This window comes from Neotamlana sedimentorum (genome assembly GCF_000943565.1).
In the GTDB taxonomy this organism is placed as follows: domain Bacteria; phylum Bacteroidota; class Bacteroidia; order Flavobacteriales; family Flavobacteriaceae; genus Neotamlana; species Neotamlana sedimentorum.
Map to the genome: position 1 here is coordinate 151,277 of NZ_JTDW01000001.1, position 19,506 is coordinate 170,782.

A 19,506-nucleotide genomic window follows, 5' to 3' on the forward strand; every position below is an offset into this window, starting at 1 on the left:
CCTTAATTTAAATTAAGGCAGCTTTTTTATAAAACGGTTTTTAATAAATCGTGATACTGTTTGGTAATATGTATACCATTGTGGCCAGCATCTGTAATATAATACAAAGTGGTTTGCTCTGGTTTTATAGTTTGTAATTTTTTGGCATTAGTTTTAGGATTAACCAAAAAATCGCGTGTACCACAAAAAATAGTTATTGGGCAAGATACGGTTTTAAGGTATTCGTAAGATTTAATATCGTATTTCATAATCCATTTTGGTACAGGTGGTGCAATTTCGTCTGCAATTAAAGTCTGCCAAGAATAATAAGGAGCACCTAAAATAAGTTGTTTGGGCTTGTTTTTAGAAGCAACATAACTTGCTAAACCCGAACCAAGCGAAAAACCAAAAACAATAATTTCAGTTTCTTTATAGTCTTTTTTTACAAAATTGTATACCTGTTGTACATCGCTTAAAAGTTCGTTGCTATTGGTGTACGCGCCGTCGCTTTTTCCGTAACCACGATAGTCAACAAAAAGCACATCGTAATTGTTTTCTAGATACAAATGTGCACGTGTTCCCCATTCGTGTATGGCGCCAGCATTACCGTGAAAGTATAAAAGAATGCCTTTAGAATTATTGGCTTTAAATTTTACGGCGTTTAAATTTATATTAGCATCAACCGGAATATTTAATTCTTCAAAGGGTTCTTTAAAGCTATATTTATAATTTTTATCTAAAACTTTAGGGTTGAAGAAAAAGCGTTCTTGTTTAAGATATAGAAATATTAAAGAAGCTACATAAAGTACAACAAGGGTTATAATGAAGCGTTTTAAAAATCTGAAAATTTTATAGAAGTTGATGCTCAATGGGTTTCTTTTTAAAAATTTCGAATAAAAATACGCTAAAAACGATAATATATTCTAAAGCTATAACCCATAAATTTTCAGATTTAACCATGGAGTTTAAATTTAAATAAGCCAAATAGCTTAAAATAATAACAAAACTCCAAACCAATGGAAATTTATATTTAGTAAAAACCGATAAAATTAATAGCATAGCCAAATACCAAGGATGCACTGTTGTCGCTGTAAAATAATAGAATGATAAAGCTATTAACATGGCGCTAATTAGTTGTACAAATGTTTTGTTTTTTCTGAAAAAAGTAATGATTAAAACAAAGATTACTACTAGCAGCGAACTTACTTTTCCTATTATGGCAATTTCGTTGTAACCTCGAAATGCATAACCTATTTCTCGCGCTACGTAATACAAACTGGCATTAAACTCGAAATTACTAAACCATAGCGCTACTGTTTTACTGTAATTATTTATAAATTCTGAAGAATAAAAAGGAACGAAAAGCAAAACTGTTGTAGCTAATACAATGCTGTAAAAAGCGGTTAATTTTAATAGTTTTAAAATTAATGATTTATTAGATGATTTATTGTTTACAAACCACTGAAAAAACAAAGGTAAAAATAACAAAGGGATGAGTTTGGTTGCTATCGAGCATGCAAATATTATGGCTGCTAAAATCCATTTTTTTGAATAAAGCAGGTATAAACTCCAAACTAAGAAGCATATCATAACACCTTCAAAATGCAAGTTTCCTGTGAGTTCTATTATTATAAACGGATTTAAAATAAACCAGAATATGTTATACTCTGGAAGATTTAGTTTTGCTAATAGTTTTTTGCCAAAATGTAAGGTGCCAAAATCTGCAATAATTATTAAAATACGCAAAACTACAACTGAACCTAAAATGCTTTTATTAGCAAATAATGCCGCAATTACAAAGCATAATTGGTTTATTGGTGGATAGTTTGTAAAATGGCTAGCATTTAAGCCGCCCATGCCTTCACGGAGTTCTTGAGCTTGAGCTACTGGAAATTGGTTGTTTTGTATAAAATATTCTACGGTATTTAGGTATGGGTTATAACCTTGAAAAAGCATACGGCCGTCCCAAATAAAACGGTAAAAATCTTGTGATAAGTTTGGAATGGCGAGTATAAACAACGCACGAAAACTAAAAGCGAAAACGGTTAATGCTTTAGTGTTGTGTTTAAAAATGTTTACTATTTTATAAAATAGGTAAAATAATGCCGAGTATAGTGTTACTAGTTTTATATAATCGGTGCGGACTAAATTGTATGCAAACGACCAATAAAATAACATGGAAGCAAGTACTAACAATAACGGAATTTTATAAGTTGTTATAAAGTTTTTGTTTAGTAACATACTTTAATTTTTGTTGTTAGCTGCGTTAGCGATTGCAACGGTTAGCTTTTGGCGAGGCGTGCATCGAGAGCCAAAACTATTAGTGTAAAGCGCGACCTCGAAGCTTCGGGGTAACGCCCAAAAGTGTTACACCTAGATTTATACTTTTGAGGCTAATGATTTAAAAAATACATAGCCAAAACCTACAAATAGCATTAAGTGAAACGGAAATAAACCAAAATCGCCACCTTGATTGCCTACTATAAAGGCGCTATACATGCCAAACCCGAAATAGAGCATAAGTAAACCTTCGAAAATAACGTGAACAGAGAGGTTTTTTTTCATATATTTGTTAGTTTTCCAGTTGTCTTTAAATTTAGTTAAATTGAATTTTGGCGTACGAACGAATTCACTTTTTTTGCCAAAATGACCTTCTAAAACGGCAATAGAATTGTGTAATGAAAAGCCCATGGCAATTGAGAAAAATACGAAAAACATGCCAACGTATTTAAAGAAATTTTTAAACCCAGCGCCATAAATATTTTTGTACATATGCCAATAGCAAACAAAAAATATTACGGTGCTTAACACAAAAAAGCTCATGATGTAAAAGTATGGTTTTAAATGTGCGTATTCGTTTTTTATGTACAACATTGGTATACTTAAAACACCAACAATAAGTACATTTAAAAACATGGTACTGTTTAATAGGTGTAATAAACCATGCACTTTAGTTTTTGTAGAAATATCTGGAGATTTTATTACCCGACCAAGCATTTTTCTGAAGTTTTCAGCGCCACCTTTGTTCCAACGGAACTGTTGTGACCGTGCGGCACTTATTACCACAGGTAATTCTGCAGGAGTTTCTACATCTTCTAAATATTTAAATTTCCAGTTTTTAAGTTGAGCACGGTAGCTTAAATCTAAATCTTCGGTTAATGTGTCTCCTTCCCAATTACCAGCATCTAGAATACATTGTTTACGCCATACACCCGCAGTGCCATTAAAGTTTATAAAATGCCCTTTACTGTTTCGCCCAACTTGCTCTAGAGTAAAATGTGCATCTAAAGCGAAAGCTTGAATTTTTGTAAGCAGTGAGTAATTACGATTTATATGCCCCCAACGCGTTTGCACAACACCAATTTCTTCATTTTTAAAATATGGCATTGTACGTTGCAACCAATCTGTATTTGGTAAAAAATCTGAATCGAAAATGGCAATAAATTCACCTTTTGCAGTTTCTAAACCTTCTTTAAGAGCACCAGCTTTAAAACCTTTCCTGTCGGTTCTGGTAATGTGTTTTATATCTAAACCAGAAGCTTGTAATTTTTCTATATGAGCTTTTGTTGTAACTATGGTTTCGTCTGTAGAGTCGTCTAGTACTTGAATTTCTAGTTTATCTTTTGGATAGTCAATTTCCGCAATGTTATCTAACAGGCGTTCCATAACATACATTTCGTTATAAACGGGAAGTTGTATGGTTACTAGTGGAATTTCGTTTGGGTTAGAAAAGTTAAATTTTTCACAATTATCTTTAGCTTTTTTAGCTCGTAAATAATTAAATAATAAATTTAATTGTGCCAATGCGTACATGAAAATAAGCAATAGCGAGATAGAGTAAATTAGAATAATAATAGATTCTAGAATCATTTTTTAATACTGTATTTAAAAATCCAACCAAGTATTTTTATGCCTGCAAATATAGCACCTTTTATGGTTCCTGAAACTTTAGAGACGCCTATTCTATTACGATAATTTACTGGAATTTCGGTGTATGACAAATTTTGCTTTAATGCTTTAAGTTGCATTTCTACGGTCCAACCATAGGTTTTGTCCTCCATGTTTAAAGCTATAAGTTTATTGTATTTTATAGCTCGAAATGGGCCTAAGTCAGTATATTTTGCGTTAAAAAATAATGACATAAGGTTGGTTGCTAGCCAGTTGCCGAAAATTTGAGGTAAAGTCATAGCGCCTTGTTCCCGAAGTTCTTTAACCCGGGCACCTATTACTAAGTCTATATTTTGGTTGGTTATTGGTTCTACTATTTTAGTTAATTCTTCTGGGTAATCGCTATAATCACCATCTAAAAATACAATAATATCTGGTTTTTCGAATTTATTTGCGATATAATGCAAACCTTTTAGGCAAGCATAGCCATAACCTTTGTTTTTTTCGGTTAAAACTGTAGCGCCTGCCTTTCGTGCATTTGCCTCGGTAGCATCTGTAGAATTATTGCTAACCACAATAATTTCGTTTACATAATCTGGAATGTCTTTAATTACATAGGAAATGGAATCTGCTTCATTATAAGCAGGTATAATTACTGAAATATTAGTTTCCATTATTGAGATCTCTTAAGCTATTTTCCTTTGTAAACGAACTAAAATCTGTCCATTCTTTTATTTTTTTTCCTAAAGAATATTTAGCTGCCGATACTAGTTTTTTATTTTTATACATGAGGCAATAGCCATTTTTTTTGTTGTTTTTAAGTTGGCATTTATGATTCATGTTTCCATTTTTATCATAAAAGACCCACCAATTTATTTTTTGGTTGTTATTGTAATGGCCTTCGCTGGTTTTTGTACCCGCATCGTTATAAAACACCCAAAACTTTGTACGCTTGTTATTTTTATAATGTCCGGCTTCTTTTAAATTTCCATTTTTATAGAAGGTTTTCCAATAGTCTATTTTGTTGTTAGAACTATCTACCCATCCAGCGGATTTTAAATTACCATTATCAAAATATGTTTTTTGATATTGTTTTTGCGCGATTGCAATATTACAAATAAGACTTATAAAAAATAAAAAACGCATTACTTTTGATTAACAAAATTCATTAAATCGACATCATTGCCTAATAAAATGTCGTTAGAATTAATACGACCTTTCAAACTATCGTTTTCTAATTTTAAAACACCTCTTGGGCAAACTGCGCTACAAATACCACAACCAACACAACTTGAGCGTACAATATTCTCGCCTTTTTGGGCATAATGTCTAACATCAATTCCCATTTCGCAACTATTGGAGCAGTTACCGCAAGAAATACATTGTCCGCCATTAGTTGTAATTCTAAATTTTGAAAATAAGCGTTGTTGAAAACCAAGTATTGCAGCCATTGGGCAGCCAAAACGACACCAAGAACGATTACCTAATATTGGATAAAAACCTGTGCCAATAACTCCAGAGAATATAGAACCAATGTAAATACCGTATGCCGATCTTAAAGCGCTGCCTTTAACAAAAAACAAATGATCTGTAGTACTAGTAAAATGCATAACAAGTAATAGGGCAATAACTGAAAATAAACTAATGGCGCCATACTTAGCATCTTTTGCTAATTCTTTACCTTTAAAATACATTACGCCTGCAAAGACTAGAGTTAAAAAGGCAATAACTAAGCTAATAAAAACGCCTTTGGTAAGCCAATATTTGGAGCTATCGGTGCCCAAATAAGAATATACCATTGCCGTAGTCATCACTACAGAAAATACCAGCACTAAATGAATTAGCCATCGCTCTATTTTCCAGGCATATAATTTTTTAGATGATAATTGTCTAAACGAATCACCAGCAGTTTCGGCTAATCCGCCACAACCACAAACCCATGAACAATACCAACGTTTTCCATATTTGTAGGTTAAAAATGGAGTGATTACAAAAATGGATATAATACCAAATAGTAATAAAGCTAAACCAATTGTGCCGTTTGAAATAAAACCTTTAACAGACCATTGATCGAAAATATAATAGTTTAGTGGCCAGATGCTTTTTAAGTCGTAATACGGTAAATCGTTGTTCATTACGTACATGAACTCTGGTATTAAAAAAGCAAAACCTAATTGAAAAAACATAACAGATATAGTTCGTAATTGTTGGTAACGATTATGTCTGTATTTTAAAATAAACTTATAACCAAATGCTAAAATGGCTATGGTGTAAAGTGTCCCATATACAAACCATTGGCTCGGATCTCTACCGCTTAATAATTTACTTAACGGATCGAAAAGTGAAATTAAACCAGTGTTTGCTTCACCATTTTGTCCTAAACCTAAATATTTAGGAAAGAAGTAAAGCACAATATAAAATGAGGTTAAAACAACACCTAAAATCCAGCCACCAATACCACGAGATGAAATTGATTTAAACCAAACACCATCGTTTTTAATACCTTCTAATTTTGTTAAATAGGCCTCACGAGAATAAAAAATAGTTCCTACAGAAATGAGTCCTAACGCTAGCGTTAAAAACAACCCTTTATTTGGGAAATTCGTGTTAAAAAGCGCTAGTGCTAAAATAACGAGACCAATAGAGCCTAAAGCTAAAGCTATTTTTTGGTTGGTGGTTATATTTAATGCATCTGGTTTTGCTAACGACATGCTTGTATTTAATTTATTGCTCATGGTTATGCTATTGTTAATTGGTTATTGTAGGCTTTTAAAATGTCTTTTTCGAATCGTTTGTAAAATTCTGGGTCGAAATTGGCTTCAGCTAAATGGTTCATTACATAGTCAATATCCCGTTTTTCGGTAAGCCATTTATCAAAAGTTTCGTGGCGCATTCTAATACCAAAAGTATTTATGCCTAAAAATTCGTTTGTGTTTTTGTTGTATGCTACGGTAATGCATTTGGTGTCGTCGTCGTGTTTCCAGTGGAAATGAGCTTCGAAGTCTTTTTTACTACGTTCGCTAAACACCCAACCATAGGTTTGGTATTCAATATCCATAAATTTTGCCGAGTTAAACCAATGTCCTGGCTTGTATTCTAGTTTATTTCCGCAAATGGTTTGTGCTAGAGTTTCTCCCATCATTCGGCCGGTGTACCAAACCGCTTCAATAGGTCTGCGATTTCCAATGGCTTCATGCTGTTCGGCGCAATCGCCTATGGCGTAAACATCTTTTATGTTAGTTTCTAAAAAACGGTTTACTTTAACACCACGGCCTACTTCAATTTTAGAATCTTTTAAAAATGAAATATTAGGTGTAACTCCGGCTGTTAGTCCAACAACGTTGCATTCAATTTCTTCACCTGTTTCATCAATAATTATAGATTTTACTTGTCCGTTTTCATCGGCTTTAATTTCTCTTAAATTACTAGAAAGGCGTAAATCGATATGATGATTTTTTATGTGTCTATTAATCATTTCACTTTCACCAGAAGGTAAAACTCCATTCCAGAAACTATCTTCGCGAACTAAAAAGGTAACGGGAATGCTTCGGCTATTTAGCATTTCTGCTAGTTCAATACCAATTAAACCACCACCAACAATTACAGCACGTTTACAAACTTTGTTATTTGGTGCATATGTTTCTAGGTTTTCTAAATCTTGCTTGTGGTACATGCCTAAAACACCTTTGAGGTCTTGCCCTGGCCAACCGAACTTATTTGGTTTACTACCAGTTGCTATTACTAATTTATCGTAAGTAAGCGAATCGCCTTCGGCAAAATGAAGTGTCTTGTTATCGGTGTCTATTTCATTTACATAGCCTTTTTTTAAGTTGATTCTATTTTTCTCCCAAAACCAATTTTCGTAAGGTTGCGTATGTTCAAACTTCATGTGGCCCATATACACATACATTAATGCAGTGCGTGAGAAAAAATATTCGGTTTCTGCAGAAATAATCGTGATTTTTTTATCGGATAGTTTTCTAATATGTCTGGCAAGCGTAACGCCCGAAATGCCGTTACCAATAATTGCGATATGTTCCATTTTTGTGTTTTTGATGAATTTTAGGTCGTTATTAAAGTTAATAACTTAACAGCTAGCATTAATTTAGAAACCTTATAAATTAAGCGCCAAGTGTAAGGTTTAATACTTTTATAGTTCTTAAAATTATTTTAAAATTTTTGTAAGACAACAATTTTAGCTTCGACAGAATGCCTGAATTAAACTGGAAATTATGAGAATTTTAAAATTTATTATTGTATTTGTTATAACATCTTCAGTATATGCTCAAAATGTTGAAAGTTTTTTTAAAGAGACAAATGCTTTTTTGCAAACCTATGTTCAGGATGGTAAAGTGAATTATAAAGCTATTAATAATGATCCTTCTAAATTAAATAGCATTTTAGAACTTGCAAAAAACACATCAATTGATGCAAAAGATGCTAATACTTATCAAGCCTTTTGGATTAACGCTTATAACTTATCGGTTATAAAAGGTATAATAGATGTTTACCCTACAAAATCGCCATTAGATAATGATGGGTTTTTCGATAAAAAAACACACGAATTAGCAGGAAAAAGTATCACTTTAAATGATATAGAGCACAAGTTACTTCGAGCAAAGTTTAAAGATCCTAGATTTCATTTTGTATTAGTTTGTGGCGCAGTAGGTTGTCCGCCATTAATTAATAAGGCTTATTTACCAAATACGCTAAATGCACAATTAGAAGCACAAACTAAATTAGCTATAAACGGTTCGTTTTTAATGGTAAATGTAAAAAAGAAGCGTGTTCAAGCTTCAGAAATAATGAAATGGTATAAAGAAGATTTTACCATGAATGGCACCACCGAAATTGACTTTATAAACAAATACAGAACAGAGGCTGTACCAGCAAACTCAAAAATTAGTTATTTCCCGTATAACTGGACATTAAATCAGCAATAAAAAAAGCAATAAGAAAAAGAAAAAATAAATAAAAAATGAAAAAACTATCAACCTTATTATTAGCATTAAGTATTTCCTTTTTAGGATTTTCTCAAGAGGAAAATGAAACTTCAAAAAGTGTAATTCAAGAATATACACCATCAAAATTATTAAATAAAGGACAGTGGGATATTAAGTTTTTTAACAGCTTGTACACGCAAACAGAGCAAACCGATGCAGGAAGTACTTCTGGTAAAATAGCTAGACAAAACTTTTTTACAAATACCACCGAAATTTATACCGGTGTTAGTAATAACTCAAGAATAAACGTTGGTGTTATTTTTCAAGTACGTGCCAATACTTATAATGGTCAAGGTGCATTTAGTGTGTTTAATTTTGAAAATAATGGTGTAGATGCCAGAAGTGGTGTAACAACTATAGCGCCATCTATACGTGTACAACCAATTGCAAGTGTGCCTAATTTCTCTTTTACAAGTTCATTATATTTTGCTGTATTTGAAGACGAACCAGGTGTTTACCTAGATAAAAGAAGTACATTTTGGGAAACCAAGTTCTTTTACGATAAAACATTTGGTGGCGGCAAATGGCAAATTTTTACAGAAGCAGATTTTGGATTTAACTTTGGTGAAAGTTCAACTGAAGCAGATGCTCTAACAGAAAACCAAGGCGAACGTTTTGCAAATAACAGCATGTTTTTACCTGTAAGTGCTTTTTTAAGTTATTTTCCTTCGGCAAAATCTACAGTATTTGTAAATGCCCAACAAGCGTTTTTAATCGATTTAGGAAACAACTTTTCACAACGTTACACGCAATTAGGTTTAGGTGGGAAATACCAATTAACACAAGCCTTAAATTTAGAGGCATCGTTTGGAAAAATTGTAGCCGGATATAACTTTCAAGGTTTAGGGCAAACATTTAGTGTTGGGTTACGCGCCTTGTTTTAATAATTGCTAAATTGGTGCATAAACAATATGTAAATGCAATATTTAAAATGTAAAGTCCTAGGTGTTATATTATTAATTCTAACGGCTTGTAATGGTCAAGTTGAAAAAATAAACGGCGTAAGTTTTGTTTCTTCCAGAGAATCTATAAACAAGAGCCACACGCTTCCAGTTGTACAAGTAAATGCTAATTACGCGGCTGTAATGCCTTTTGGTTTTATTAGAGATTTAAGTACACCAGAAATTAGGTTTAATGGAGAACGACAATGGTATGGCGAGCGAAAAGCAGGCGTAGAACAATACATAAATGAGTTGCGAAAGCATAGTATAAAAATTATGCTAAAACCACAAATATGGATTGGTCGTGGTGAGTTTACAGGATACATTAAAATGCAAAGCGAAGCCAATTGGAAAACACTCGAAAATTCTTATTCTAAATTTATTTTAGAGTATGCAGTGTTAGCTCAGGCATTAAAAGTCGACATACTTTGTATTGGCACCGAATTACAACAATTTATTGAGCACCGACCTCAGTATTGGGAGCAATTAATAAATGAAATAAAAACGGTTTACAGTGGCAAACTAACTTATGCCGCAAATTGGGACGAGTATAAAACAACGCCATTTTGGGATAAGTTAGATTTTATTGGAATTGATGCTTATTTTCCAGTTAGCGATATGCAAACACCTACAGTTGCAGCTTGCTTGGAAGGTTGGAAACCCCATAAACCAATCATAAAATCGATTTCGGAAAAACACAATAAACCAATTTTGTTTACCGAATTTGGATATAGAAGTGTAGACTTTGCAGGTAAAAAACCATGGGTTTTTAGTAGAAGCATGACAGAAGTTAACTTAGAAGCTCAAGTAAACACCACAAAAGCACTTTTTGAAACTTTTTGGAAAGAAGATTGGTTTGCAGGCGGATTTGTTTGGAAGTGGTTTCATAAACACAACGAAGTTGGTGGCGAAAATAATAACCAGTTTACACCACAAAATAAACCAGCAGAAGCTGTAATTAAACATTATTACAACACCATAAAATGAAAATAATAAAAGCGTTATGTTTATTGGTTTTAGTAGCATCTTGTGCTTCAAATGATGATATAACAGAACAGATTTTAGATTTAACAAGTTATATTGAAAATAAAACCTATGAAACTGGAGCTGTTATAGCTTGCGCCGGAAACGAAAGTGAAACCTCGAATGCGGCGGCTGTTTATTTTTATCCAGAAGGCGATGCCGAAAATTTTATACTTTTTGAAACAGCTTCAAATAACGTTGATCCTAATAATTTTGAAAATTACACCCGTTTACAAGCTGAAGATTTGCCCGTTTTTAATGGCTATTTAAGAAAGTTTGAAAATAATATTACAGTAGAACGTTGGTTTATTGTTTCTTTTGAAATGGATGGCGAAATAAAACTTTCAAATCCAATTCTTATAAAAAACCAATCGCAACCTACTATTTTTTCTAGTGACATTAATATAAATCAAGACACTTCGCAGATGCCGTTGTTTACTTGGGAAGTGAATTCGGAAGCAGATAATGCTATTTTTTTCGAGGTAATCTCAAACACCAACAACGATTTAATTTCGGGCACTTATACTTTCGAAACTCAGTTTCAATATTACAATACATCCAACGTGGTTTTAAATATTACAAATGGCACTCCACCAGATTTAACGTTGGGCGAAACTTACAGCATAACCATTATGGATGTGAGTGAAGATAATTGGATAAACGAATTTTTCATCAATCAATTTACTGTACAATGAAGCAACTATTACTTTTTCTTTTTCTAAGTTTTACCTGCGTTACATTTTCGCAAAACACGGTTGCCGATTTAAAAGTGCAAGGCAATAAAAAATTAAAATCGGGTTTTGTAAAAAAAATATCGAATATAAAACCTGGTGTGGCGTTAGATTCTGCTATTATTGAAAGCGATATTAAGTTATTAAAACGTTTACCGTCAATTGCGCACGCTTATTATCAGGTATTTCCAACAGAAAAAGAAAACGAGTATAATGTGTTTTACAATATAGAGGAGAACTTTACAATTATTCCTTCAGCAAATGTTTATACTACAAACAACGACGAGTTTGCATATCGTTTAGGGCTTTACGAGTTTAATTTGTTCGGACAAAATATTGCTTTTGGAGGGTTTTATCAAAAGGATATTTACGACTCTTATGCAATAAATTTTAGGGCGCCATATTTGTTTTCAAGACAATTAGGCTTAGCTGTAAATTATCAAAACTTAACTACTTTGGAGCCTGTTTTTTTCGAAAGTAACACAGCAGATTATCGTTATAACAATAATTCGTTGGAGGTTTTGGGCTTATATCAATTTAATTTTACCAATAGAATTGAAGCTGGTGTTAATATTTTTAGCGAAGATTATAAATATGTTTCAGGAGCTACTAGTAATGTTGTACCATTGAGTTTAGATGTAGATAAAATACTTTATAAGTTAATTTACGAGTATAACAATTTAAATTACGATTATCAATACGTCGAAGGCTTTAGGAGTGTGTTTAATTTTCAGTATGTGCATTCTCGTGCTGGAGACCGAAAAAAGTTTCCCGATTTTTTAATTGGATGGAACGATTTTATGTACTTTAAACGGGTTGGACAGCGCGGTAATTGGGCAAGTAGGTTTCATATTGGTACTGCAACAAACGACGAAACACCTTTTGCGCCATTTGCAGTAGATAATAATAAAAATTTAAGAGGTGTTGGTAATTTAATTGATAGAGGAACAGCTGCTTTAGTTTTAAACACAGAATACAGACAAACCCTTTACGAAAAAGGGTGGTTTGTTTTACAAGGAAATGCTTTTATTGATGCTGGTACCTGGCGAAACCCTGGTGGCGATTATGGTGATTTTACCGATTCGCAAAATATGCGTTTGTTTCCGGGTGCAGGTTTAAGGTTTATTCATAAAAAAATATTTAATGCCATTTTTAGAATTGATTATGGGGTAGGTTTAACTAAAAATGCCAGCCGTGGTTTTGTGTTTGGTATTGGGCAATATTTTTAGTCTTCTAAAATTAATACCAAATCGTTAGCGTTTACCATAAACCCTGGTTTTAAAACAATTTTTTTAATGGTAGCATCATTATTTGCGGTAATAGTGGTTTCCATTTTCATAGCCTCAATAATAAATAAAGGTTGATTTTTGCTTACTTTTTCACCTTTTTTCACCAAAATAGTAGATAGCATGCCTTGTAATGGCGCACCTATTTGGTTAGGGTCTGTGCTATCAATTTTGGCATTCTCTATTTTCTCTACCTTTATAGAATTATCTTTTATATCAACACTTCGTCCTTGTCCGTTTAATTTAAAATAAACCGTGACAATGCCATCGTTATTGGGCTGTCCTACAGATTCTAGTGTAATTAATAAGCGTTTGCCTTTGTCTAATTCTGCAATAATTTCTTCGCCAATTTCCATGCCATAAAAGAAATTTTTAGTAGGCAAATTCATAAGGTTGTCGTATTTTAAATGCTTGTTGTAAGTGTCTGTAAAAACTTTTGGATAAAGTTGATAAGACAGAAAATCGGTATATTCAATTTTACGACTCAAGTCGTGCTCAAATGTTTTTTTAAAGGTTTCATATTCCTGTTCTAAATCTAGCGGCTGCATATGCTCGTTTGGCCTATCAGTATAAGGCTCTATATCTTTTAAAATAAGTTTTTGAAGCGCTGAAGGGAAACCATTAACAGGTTGACCTAAATCGCCTTTAAAAAAATCGACAACCGACTGCGGAAACGAAATACTTTCGCCTTTTTCTAGAACATCTTGTATGGTGTAATTATTACTAACTAAAAATTGTGCCATATCACCAACTACTTTCGAACTTGGTGTTACCTTAACGATATCTCCAAAAAGCTGATTTACATCGCTGTACATTTGCGTTATTTCGTGAAAACGATCTTCTAACCCAAGAGAACGAGCTTGTGGTTTTAGGTTTGAGTATTGGCCTCCCGGAATTTCGTGTTTAAAAACTTCTCCAGAGCCTGCTTTTAATCCAGATTCGAACGGATAGTAATAGTCGCGAACGGTTTCCCAATAGTTTGAGTATGCGTTTAAAGAATCGATGTTGATATTTGAAGCACGCTCCTGAAATTTCAACATTTCTACCACCGAGTTAAAATTAGGCTGCGATGTTAATCCAGATAACCCTCCAAGAGCAACATCAACAACATCTACACCAGCTTCAATAGCTTTTAAATAAGTGGCCGCTTGAATTGATGAGGTATCGTGAGTGTGTAAATGAATAGGGATATTTAACTCAGCTTTTAATGCTGAAATAAGTTCGTAAGCCGCATAAGGTTTCAATAAGCCAGCCATATCTTTTACACCTAAAATATGTGCTCCTGCATTTTCAATCTCTTTGGCGAGATTAACATAATATTTTAAGTCGTATTTTTTGTTTTCAGGATTTAAAATATCATTTGTATAACAAATAGAACCTTCGGCTAAACCTTTGGTTCTGGTGCGAACATGTTCAATACATGGTGCAAGCGATTTCATCCAGTTTAACGAATCAAAAATTCTAAAAACATCGACTCCATTTTCCCAAGAATGTTCTACAAATTCTCCAATTAAATTATCTGGATAAGCTTTGTACCCTACGCCGTTTGAACCTCGAATAAGCATTTGTAATAACAAATTAGGCATAGCTTTACGAAGTAAACGTAAACGTTCCCAAGGGTTTTCTTGTAAAAAACGTAAGCAAACATCAAAAGTGGCACCGCCCCAGACCTCCATACTAAATATTTCCGGATGATTTTTAGCATAACCTTCGGCAACTTTTAGCATATCATAGGTACGCATACGCGTAGCTAACAAACTTTGGTGCGCATCTCGCATGGTGGTATCAGTAAAGTGAACTTGTTTTTCTTTTTTTAACCATTCGACAAATTTTTCTGGTCCTAGTTCTGTAAGTATGTCTTTAGTGCCTTTCGGGTATCTTGCATTAGTATCAAACTTTGGTACTTTGGGCTTTACAAACGTTTTATTATGCTCTATTTGTTTAACATCTGGATTGCCATTTACAATAACATCGCCAAGGTAAGTAAGTAACTTTGTGGCACGGTTTCTTGGTGCTTTAAACTGGAATAAGTCTGGATTTTGTTTTATAAAGTTTACCGTAATTTTTCCTTGTCTAAAGGTGTCGTGCTTTAAAATATTATCGAGAAACGGCATGTTAGTTTTAACTCCACGAATTCTAAATTCGGCTAAGGCACGACGTATTTTTCTGCTGGCACCATCAAGAGTTCTACCATGTGCCGTTACTTTTACAAGCATCGAATCGAAAAATGGAGATATTTTTGCGCCTTGATAAATACTTCCGGCATCTAATCGAATACCAAATCCAGAAGCACTACGGTAGGCTGTAACACTGCCGTAATCGGGTTTAAAATCGTTTTGAGGATCTTCGGTAGTAATACGACATTGTAATGCATAACCGCTAATTGTTAAGGCTTCTTGACTGGTAATTTTAATTTGCTCATCACTTAGCTTATAACCTCCAGCTATAAAAAGTTGGGTTTTTACTAGGTCGATATTTGTAATAACTTCTGTAACGGTGTGCTCTACTTGAATTCTAGGGTTTACCTCAATAAAATATATAGAGTCATCATCGTCTACTAAAAATTCTACCGTGCCAATATTATTATAATTTACAGCTTTACAAATGGTTAACGCATAATTGTAAAGTGCCTCTTTAGTTTCTTGTTTTAGACCGTACGATGGTGCAAATTCAATTACTTTTTGGTAGCGTCGTTGTACCGAGCAATCTCTTTCAAATAAATGTACGGTGTTGCCATAGTTGTCGGCTACAATTTGAATTTCAATATGTTTTGGGTTTTCAACAAATTTTTCAAGAAATACGGTGTCGTCTCCAAAGGCATTTAATGCTTCTCGTTTACTTTCGGTATAAGCTTTTTTTAATTCTTCTTCGTTACGAATAACTCGCATGCCTCGACCACCACCTCCAGAGGCTGCTTTTAGCATAATAGGGTACTTTATTTTTTTTGCTTCTGCAATGGCGGTTTTAACATCAACTAAAGGTTTAATATTGCTTTTTATTATAGGAATGTTGTTGTTTATGGCTACTTCTTTAGCTGTGATTTTATCTCCTAACGACCTTAAAACAGATACTTTAGGGCCAATAAAAATAATGTTGTTATCGCTACAGGCTTGAGCAAAATTTGAATTTTCAGATAGGAAACCATAACCAGGATGAATGGCATCGACGTTATTATCCAAAGCTATTTTAATAATAGCATTAATGTCTAGATAAGGTTTTAGAGGTTCGTTTTCTTCTCCAATTTGGTACGACTCATCTGCCTTATAGCGGTGTAATGAGTAGCGGTCTTCGAAAGTATAAATGCCAACAGTTTGAACGTTAATTTCGGTACAGGCTCTAAAAATGCGAATAGCAATTTCACCACGATTTGCAACTAAAACTTTTTTAATTTTCATTTAGCAGGTAGGATTATAATTAATAGCGTGCTTTAAAGTACGAATTGTGATACTTATTTTATAATAATTAAGGCTAATTTTTAAACTTAATTTAATAATGTAAAGATTTGTTTTGATTTGTAAACCTTTAGATTTGTATTAAATTAAACACATTATTCATGCGAACCTTTGCAATTGGTGATATTCATGGCGGACTTAAAGCCTTAACACAAGTTTTAAATAAATTAGAAATTAAAGATGACGATACCCTAATTTTTATGGGTGATTATGTAGATGGCTGGAGTGAGTCGGCTCAGGTTATAGATTTATTGATAGATTTATCTCAAACATTTAACTGTATTTTTATAAAAGGAAATCATGATGTTTGGTGCGAACAATGGTTGAGTAGTAAAGAAGTAAATCCAACTTGGTATATTCATGGTGGTAAAGAAACAATGGATAGTTATGAAGGATATTCTGTTGAAAAAAAGAAAGCGCATTTACAGTTTTTCGAAAATTTGAAAATGTACTATATCGATAGTGTGAACCGCTTGTTTTTGCATGCGGGGTTTACATCGATGCACGGTGTGGAAAAAGAAGTGGTTAAAGAAACCTTGTACTATGACAGAACCCTTTGGGAAATGGCGTTAAGCTTAGATAAAAATCTACCTAAAACCAATGTGTCTTACCCAAAACGTTTAGGGCATTATAGCGAAATATTTATTGGGCATACGCCAACCACAAACTTTAATGTAGATGTTCCAATGCATGCTGCTAATGTTTGGAATATAGATACTGGTGCCGCTTTTAAAGGTAAAGTTACAGGCATGAATATTGATACAAAAGTTTTTGTACAAAGCGATAATTTACCTGGTTTATACCCAAATGAACAAGGTAGAAATAAATAGTGCAAAATTACTCTATACTTTTAAACGACTTAATGGCTTGGTTAGGCTCAATAACATTGTATCCTTCCCAAAAAGTAGGGTCGTAATCTGGTAAATAGGTTGGTTTTACATCTGGGTTTTCTTTAAAATTGTTAAAGCTAGATTCGCTTAAAGTGCTATTTTCGAAAACCACTAACTCTCGTTTTTCGCTGTTAGACATTATAAAATGAATGTCTGTCGATATTTCGTTTTGTTTTCTACGACCTTTAGTGTTTTTGTTTTTTTCAATTATTTTAAACGGACGCTTTATACCAAAATTGGTGCCGTCAACAGATTCGGCATATTTTAATTTATAGTTTTTAGCATCATCTTGTTCGTAAATAAACAGACCTTTAAACAGATTTTTTTCATACGAAATACCTAAAAGATTAAAGCTTTTTAATTGCTTCACGTTTTGGTAATCGGCTCGAACAACCGCAAAGTCGTCGGTGTTTATGTATAAAACGCCTTTGTAATCGGCTCCTCGTTTGGGTTTAAAGGTTATTTTGTAAACAAAAGCCTCGTTTAAAAATAAATGATCGACAATTTCAAATTCATATTTATTGGGTTTATAAATAAAATTTAAGTCGGAATCTTCAAAAATAAAACTAGATTCTTGTAAATCGATTAAATCACTTTTTCTATAAGATAAAAATTGCTTTTTTCGGGCTTCTTCTTTCTTTTTTTGAGCTTGCAGAAATGCTTCGGTTTGTTTTTCTTCTTTTGTTGGCTCGTCATTAAAAATAGTAGTATCAATCTCGGTTTTGGTTCCAAATAAACCCGATTTTACTTTAAAATACGAGTCGCGTTTTATTCGTTTTTGTAAAATAGTATTGAGTCTTTCTTCAACACCATCAAAAGAAACAGCGTTGTTTTTATCGTATAAATGCGAGGCTTTAATAATGTCGAGTTTAGCATCATCGATAATATCGCTTGTAGTCGTGTAAAAATCACCTAAAATTTCGGTGTAATCGGCATTTGTATTGGGTAAAATGTTTAAAATACTATCGGCAAATTTTTGATTAAGTTCTGGAATCGTTGTTTTTTTTACATCAACATGTTTTTTCAGCATTTTATTAAAATAGGAAACCCGATAAAACAACCTACTTTTATTAAACGGCGCGCTGTAATTTTGTTCTAAATTTTCATACACCTTTTCAATAATTTCGTCTGCGGTGTAATGTTTATTTGAAACTAAAACTTCATCTAATTCTATAGAACTAGGACTTAAAAGTAAAAGGCTATCCTTAAATTTTAAAACAGGAATGGTTTTGTTTTCATAGCCTAAACAGCTAATCATTAGAGAATCTTGTGGCGATGGATTTTTTTTAAAATGAATTTGAAAAACACCATCGGCATTACTTATTACGCCTAATTTTTTACCAAGTGTAATATTTGCAAACGGAATGGGTTTTTGGCTTACCGAATCGATAAGTCGGGCGTTTATTGAATGTTGTGCAACAACAGAAGTAATTGATAAAGAAAATACGAGAATAAGTAAGTAAGCTTGTTTCATGTTTTTCGATTTGGCTATGAAGATATAGCATTACATGAAAAAGACTTAAAAATTAACATTTTGTTACATGCAGTTTGGTTAATTTTTAACAAATTTTATTTAAGCAATAGATTTTTTGTAGTACTTATGAAGCTCTTCGGCCGATGCGCCTAAATAGCGTTTTATATAAATTTGTAAGAAATGATATTGCAATTTAAAAACACCAACTTTTTTATAAAGTCGCGATGAGGTGGTAAGTTTTTTATTAATTACAACAAAGCTTTTACGTTTATACAATTCGTTTATTAGCATGTTGTCTTCGTAAATAATATAGCTTTCGTCGTAGCCGCCAATAGCGTTAAAAAGTGATTTTGTTATAAATTGACTTTGGTCACCGCCGCGGCATATACGCCACGAAAATTGAGTAAACCATCCAGCTAGTGTGAGCCAGCAATGGTTGCTGTCGAATTGCATTCTAAAACAGCCAGCTTGGTTTCCTTTTTGTATTTCGTTTAATATAAAAACATCAAAATGTGCTGGCGGAAAAGAGTCTGCGTGCAAAAAATAAAGCACTTTACCTATGGCGTTTTGTGCGCCAAAATTCATTTGTTTAGCACGTCCTTTGGTTGAATTAATTATTCTAATATTTGGCAATGCCGATTGGTCGTTGTTTGCAGCAAAATTAATAAACCGGTTAACGCTAGCAATGGTGCCGTCGTTACTGCCGCCATCAACAATTAAAATTTCGGAAACATTTTTTGCTGTCGAATTTTTTAATAAATGCTGAAGTAAAACCGTTATGTTATTTACTTCGTTTAAAACTGGAATAATAATACTAATCATACTTAACTTACGATGTT

General features: G+C 33.1%; 16 protein-coding genes. 6 read left to right on the forward strand and 10 right to left on the reverse strand.

Annotation, left to right across the window (positions count from 1 at the left end):
- Positions 1 to 26: 26 nt before the first annotated feature.
- The 7 genes from PW52_RS00660 to PW52_RS00690 all read right to left on the reverse strand — a co-directional run bounded on the left by PW52_RS00660 (position 27) and on the right by PW52_RS00690 (position 7,909).
- Positions 27 to 848, reverse strand: coding sequence for an alpha/beta hydrolase (locus PW52_RS00660; RefSeq protein ID WP_052823302.1), 822 nt, complete (start codon positions 846 to 848; stop codon positions 27 to 29).
- Entirely contained in the window at positions 829 to 2,220 is a 1,392-nt protein-coding gene (locus PW52_RS00665; RefSeq protein WP_044631000.1) for a mannosyltransferase, read from the reverse strand. The genes PW52_RS00660 and PW52_RS00665 overlap by 20 nt, the downstream gene beginning before the upstream one ends.
- Positions 2,221 to 2,358: 138 nt before the next feature.
- Positions 2,359 to 3,849 (reverse strand): cellulose synthase family protein, encoded by a 1,491-nt coding sequence (locus PW52_RS00670; protein WP_044631001.1) that lies wholly within the window; start codon positions 3,847 to 3,849, stop codon positions 2,359 to 2,361.
- Positions 3,846 to 4,541 (reverse strand): glycosyltransferase family 2 protein, encoded by a 696-nt coding sequence (locus tag PW52_RS00675; protein WP_044631002.1) that lies wholly within the window; start codon positions 4,539 to 4,541, stop codon positions 3,846 to 3,848. Before PW52_RS00675 ends, PW52_RS00670 begins: the two co-directional genes overlap by 4 nt.
- Complete coding sequence (locus tag PW52_RS00680; RefSeq protein ID WP_044631003.1) at positions 4,531 to 5,013, reverse strand: toxin-antitoxin system YwqK family antitoxin; 483 nt, start codon at positions 5,011 to 5,013, stop codon at positions 4,531 to 4,533. Before PW52_RS00680 ends, PW52_RS00675 begins: the two co-directional genes overlap by 11 nt.
- Entirely contained in the window at positions 5,013 to 6,602 is a 1,590-nt protein-coding gene (locus tag PW52_RS00685) for a 4Fe-4S binding protein (RefSeq protein WP_044631004.1), read from the reverse strand. The genes PW52_RS00680 and PW52_RS00685 overlap by 1 nt, the downstream gene beginning before the upstream one ends.
- A gap of 2 nt (positions 6,603 to 6,604) precedes the next feature.
- Entirely contained in the window at positions 6,605 to 7,909 is a 1,305-nt protein-coding gene (locus PW52_RS00690) for an NAD(P)/FAD-dependent oxidoreductase (RefSeq protein ID WP_044631005.1), read from the reverse strand.
- Between the two features lie 190 nt (positions 7,910 to 8,099).
- Here PW52_RS00690 and PW52_RS00695 point away from each other — a divergent pair, with 190 nt between their 5' ends.
- From PW52_RS00695 to PW52_RS00715, 5 genes are read left to right on the forward strand one after another with little or no spacing between them, the layout of a single operon-like run.
- Positions 8,100 to 8,810 (forward strand): DUF547 domain-containing protein, encoded by a 711-nt coding sequence (locus PW52_RS00695; protein ID WP_044631006.1) that lies wholly within the window; start codon positions 8,100 to 8,102, stop codon positions 8,808 to 8,810.
- A gap of 35 nt (positions 8,811 to 8,845) precedes the next feature.
- A complete protein-coding gene (locus tag PW52_RS00700; RefSeq protein WP_044631007.1) occupies positions 8,846 to 9,754 on the forward strand; it encodes a hypothetical protein in 909 nt (302 codons plus the stop codon).
- A 33-nt stretch (positions 9,755 to 9,787) separates the two neighbouring features.
- Positions 9,788 to 10,798, forward strand: a complete 1,011-nt coding sequence (locus tag PW52_RS00705; RefSeq protein WP_044631008.1) for a glycoside hydrolase family 113 — start codon at positions 9,788 to 9,790, stop codon at positions 10,796 to 10,798.
- Entirely contained in the window at positions 10,795 to 11,529 is a 735-nt protein-coding gene (locus PW52_RS00710) for a hypothetical protein (RefSeq protein WP_044631009.1), read from the forward strand. The genes PW52_RS00705 and PW52_RS00710 overlap by 4 nt, the downstream gene beginning before the upstream one ends.
- Positions 11,526 to 12,794 carry a POTRA domain-containing protein gene (locus tag PW52_RS00715; protein WP_044631010.1) on the forward strand — a complete coding sequence of 423 codons (1,269 nt, stop codon included), beginning with the start codon at positions 11,526 to 11,528 and terminating at the stop codon, positions 12,792 to 12,794. The genes PW52_RS00710 and PW52_RS00715 overlap by 4 nt, the downstream gene beginning before the upstream one ends.
- Here PW52_RS00715 and PW52_RS00720 read toward each other — a convergent pair.
- Positions 12,791 to 16,246, reverse strand: coding sequence for a pyruvate carboxylase (locus PW52_RS00720; RefSeq protein WP_044631011.1), 3,456 nt, complete (start codon positions 16,244 to 16,246; stop codon positions 12,791 to 12,793). The two genes, PW52_RS00715 and PW52_RS00720, sit on opposite strands and share 4 nt — an antisense overlap.
- Before the next feature lie 158 nt (positions 16,247 to 16,404).
- On the opposite strand from PW52_RS00720, the gene PW52_RS00725 reads away from it, so the two are divergent.
- Complete coding sequence (locus PW52_RS00725) at positions 16,405 to 17,133, forward strand: metallophosphoesterase family protein (RefSeq protein ID WP_044631012.1); 729 nt, start codon at positions 16,405 to 16,407, stop codon at positions 17,131 to 17,133.
- 7 nt (positions 17,134 to 17,140) lie between these two features.
- On the opposite strand, the gene PW52_RS00730 is transcribed toward PW52_RS00725, so the two are convergent.
- Both PW52_RS00730 and PW52_RS00735 read right to left on the reverse strand, forming a co-directional pair.
- Positions 17,141 to 18,667 (reverse strand): carboxypeptidase-like regulatory domain-containing protein, encoded by a 1,527-nt coding sequence (locus PW52_RS00730; RefSeq protein ID WP_044631013.1) that lies wholly within the window; start codon positions 18,665 to 18,667, stop codon positions 17,141 to 17,143.
- 99 nt (positions 18,668 to 18,766) lie between these two features.
- Positions 18,767 to 19,489 carry a TIGR04283 family arsenosugar biosynthesis glycosyltransferase gene (locus PW52_RS00735; RefSeq protein ID WP_044631014.1) on the reverse strand — a complete coding sequence of 241 codons (723 nt, stop codon included), beginning with the start codon at positions 19,487 to 19,489 and terminating at the stop codon, positions 18,767 to 18,769.
- Positions 19,490 to 19,506 lie beyond the last annotated feature (17 nt).

Coding starts and splice junctions, on each gene's coding strand:
- PW52_RS00665 (WP_044631000.1), bottom strand. CDS start 2,220: ATGTTACTAAACAAAAACTTTATAACAACTTATAAAATTCCGTTATTG.
- PW52_RS00670 (WP_044631001.1), bottom strand. CDS start 3,849: ATGATTCTAGAATCTATTATTATTCTAATTTACTCTATCTCGCTATTG.
- PW52_RS00675 (WP_044631002.1), bottom strand. CDS start 4,541: ATGGAAACTAATATTTCAGTAATTATACCTGCTTATAATGAAGCAGAT.
- PW52_RS00680 (WP_044631003.1), bottom strand. CDS start 5,013: ATGCGTTTTTTATTTTTTATAAGTCTTATTTGTAATATTGCAATCGCG.
- PW52_RS00685 (WP_044631004.1), bottom strand. CDS start 6,602: ATGAGCAATAAATTAAATACAAGCATGTCGTTAGCAAAACCAGATGCA.
- PW52_RS00690 (WP_044631005.1), bottom strand. CDS start 7,909: ATGGAACATATCGCAATTATTGGTAACGGCATTTCGGGCGTTACGCTT.
- PW52_RS00695 (WP_044631006.1), top strand. CDS start 8,100: ATGAGAATTTTAAAATTTATTATTGTATTTGTTATAACATCTTCAGTA.
- PW52_RS00700 (WP_044631007.1), top strand. CDS start 8,846: ATGAAAAAACTATCAACCTTATTATTAGCATTAAGTATTTCCTTTTTA.
- PW52_RS00705 (WP_044631008.1), top strand. CDS start 9,788: ATGCAATATTTAAAATGTAAAGTCCTAGGTGTTATATTATTAATTCTA.
- PW52_RS00710 (WP_044631009.1), top strand. CDS start 10,795: ATGAAAATAATAAAAGCGTTATGTTTATTGGTTTTAGTAGCATCTTGT.
- PW52_RS00715 (WP_044631010.1), top strand. CDS start 11,526: ATGAAGCAACTATTACTTTTTCTTTTTCTAAGTTTTACCTGCGTTACA.
- PW52_RS00720 (WP_044631011.1), bottom strand. CDS start 16,246: ATGAAAATTAAAAAAGTTTTAGTTGCAAATCGTGGTGAAATTGCTATT.
- PW52_RS00725 (WP_044631012.1), top strand. CDS start 16,405: ATGCGAACCTTTGCAATTGGTGATATTCATGGCGGACTTAAAGCCTTA.
- PW52_RS00730 (WP_044631013.1), bottom strand. CDS start 18,667: ATGAAACAAGCTTACTTACTTATTCTCGTATTTTCTTTATCAATTACT.
- PW52_RS00735 (WP_044631014.1), bottom strand. CDS start 19,489: ATGATTAGTATTATTATTCCAGTTTTAAACGAAGTAAATAACATAACG.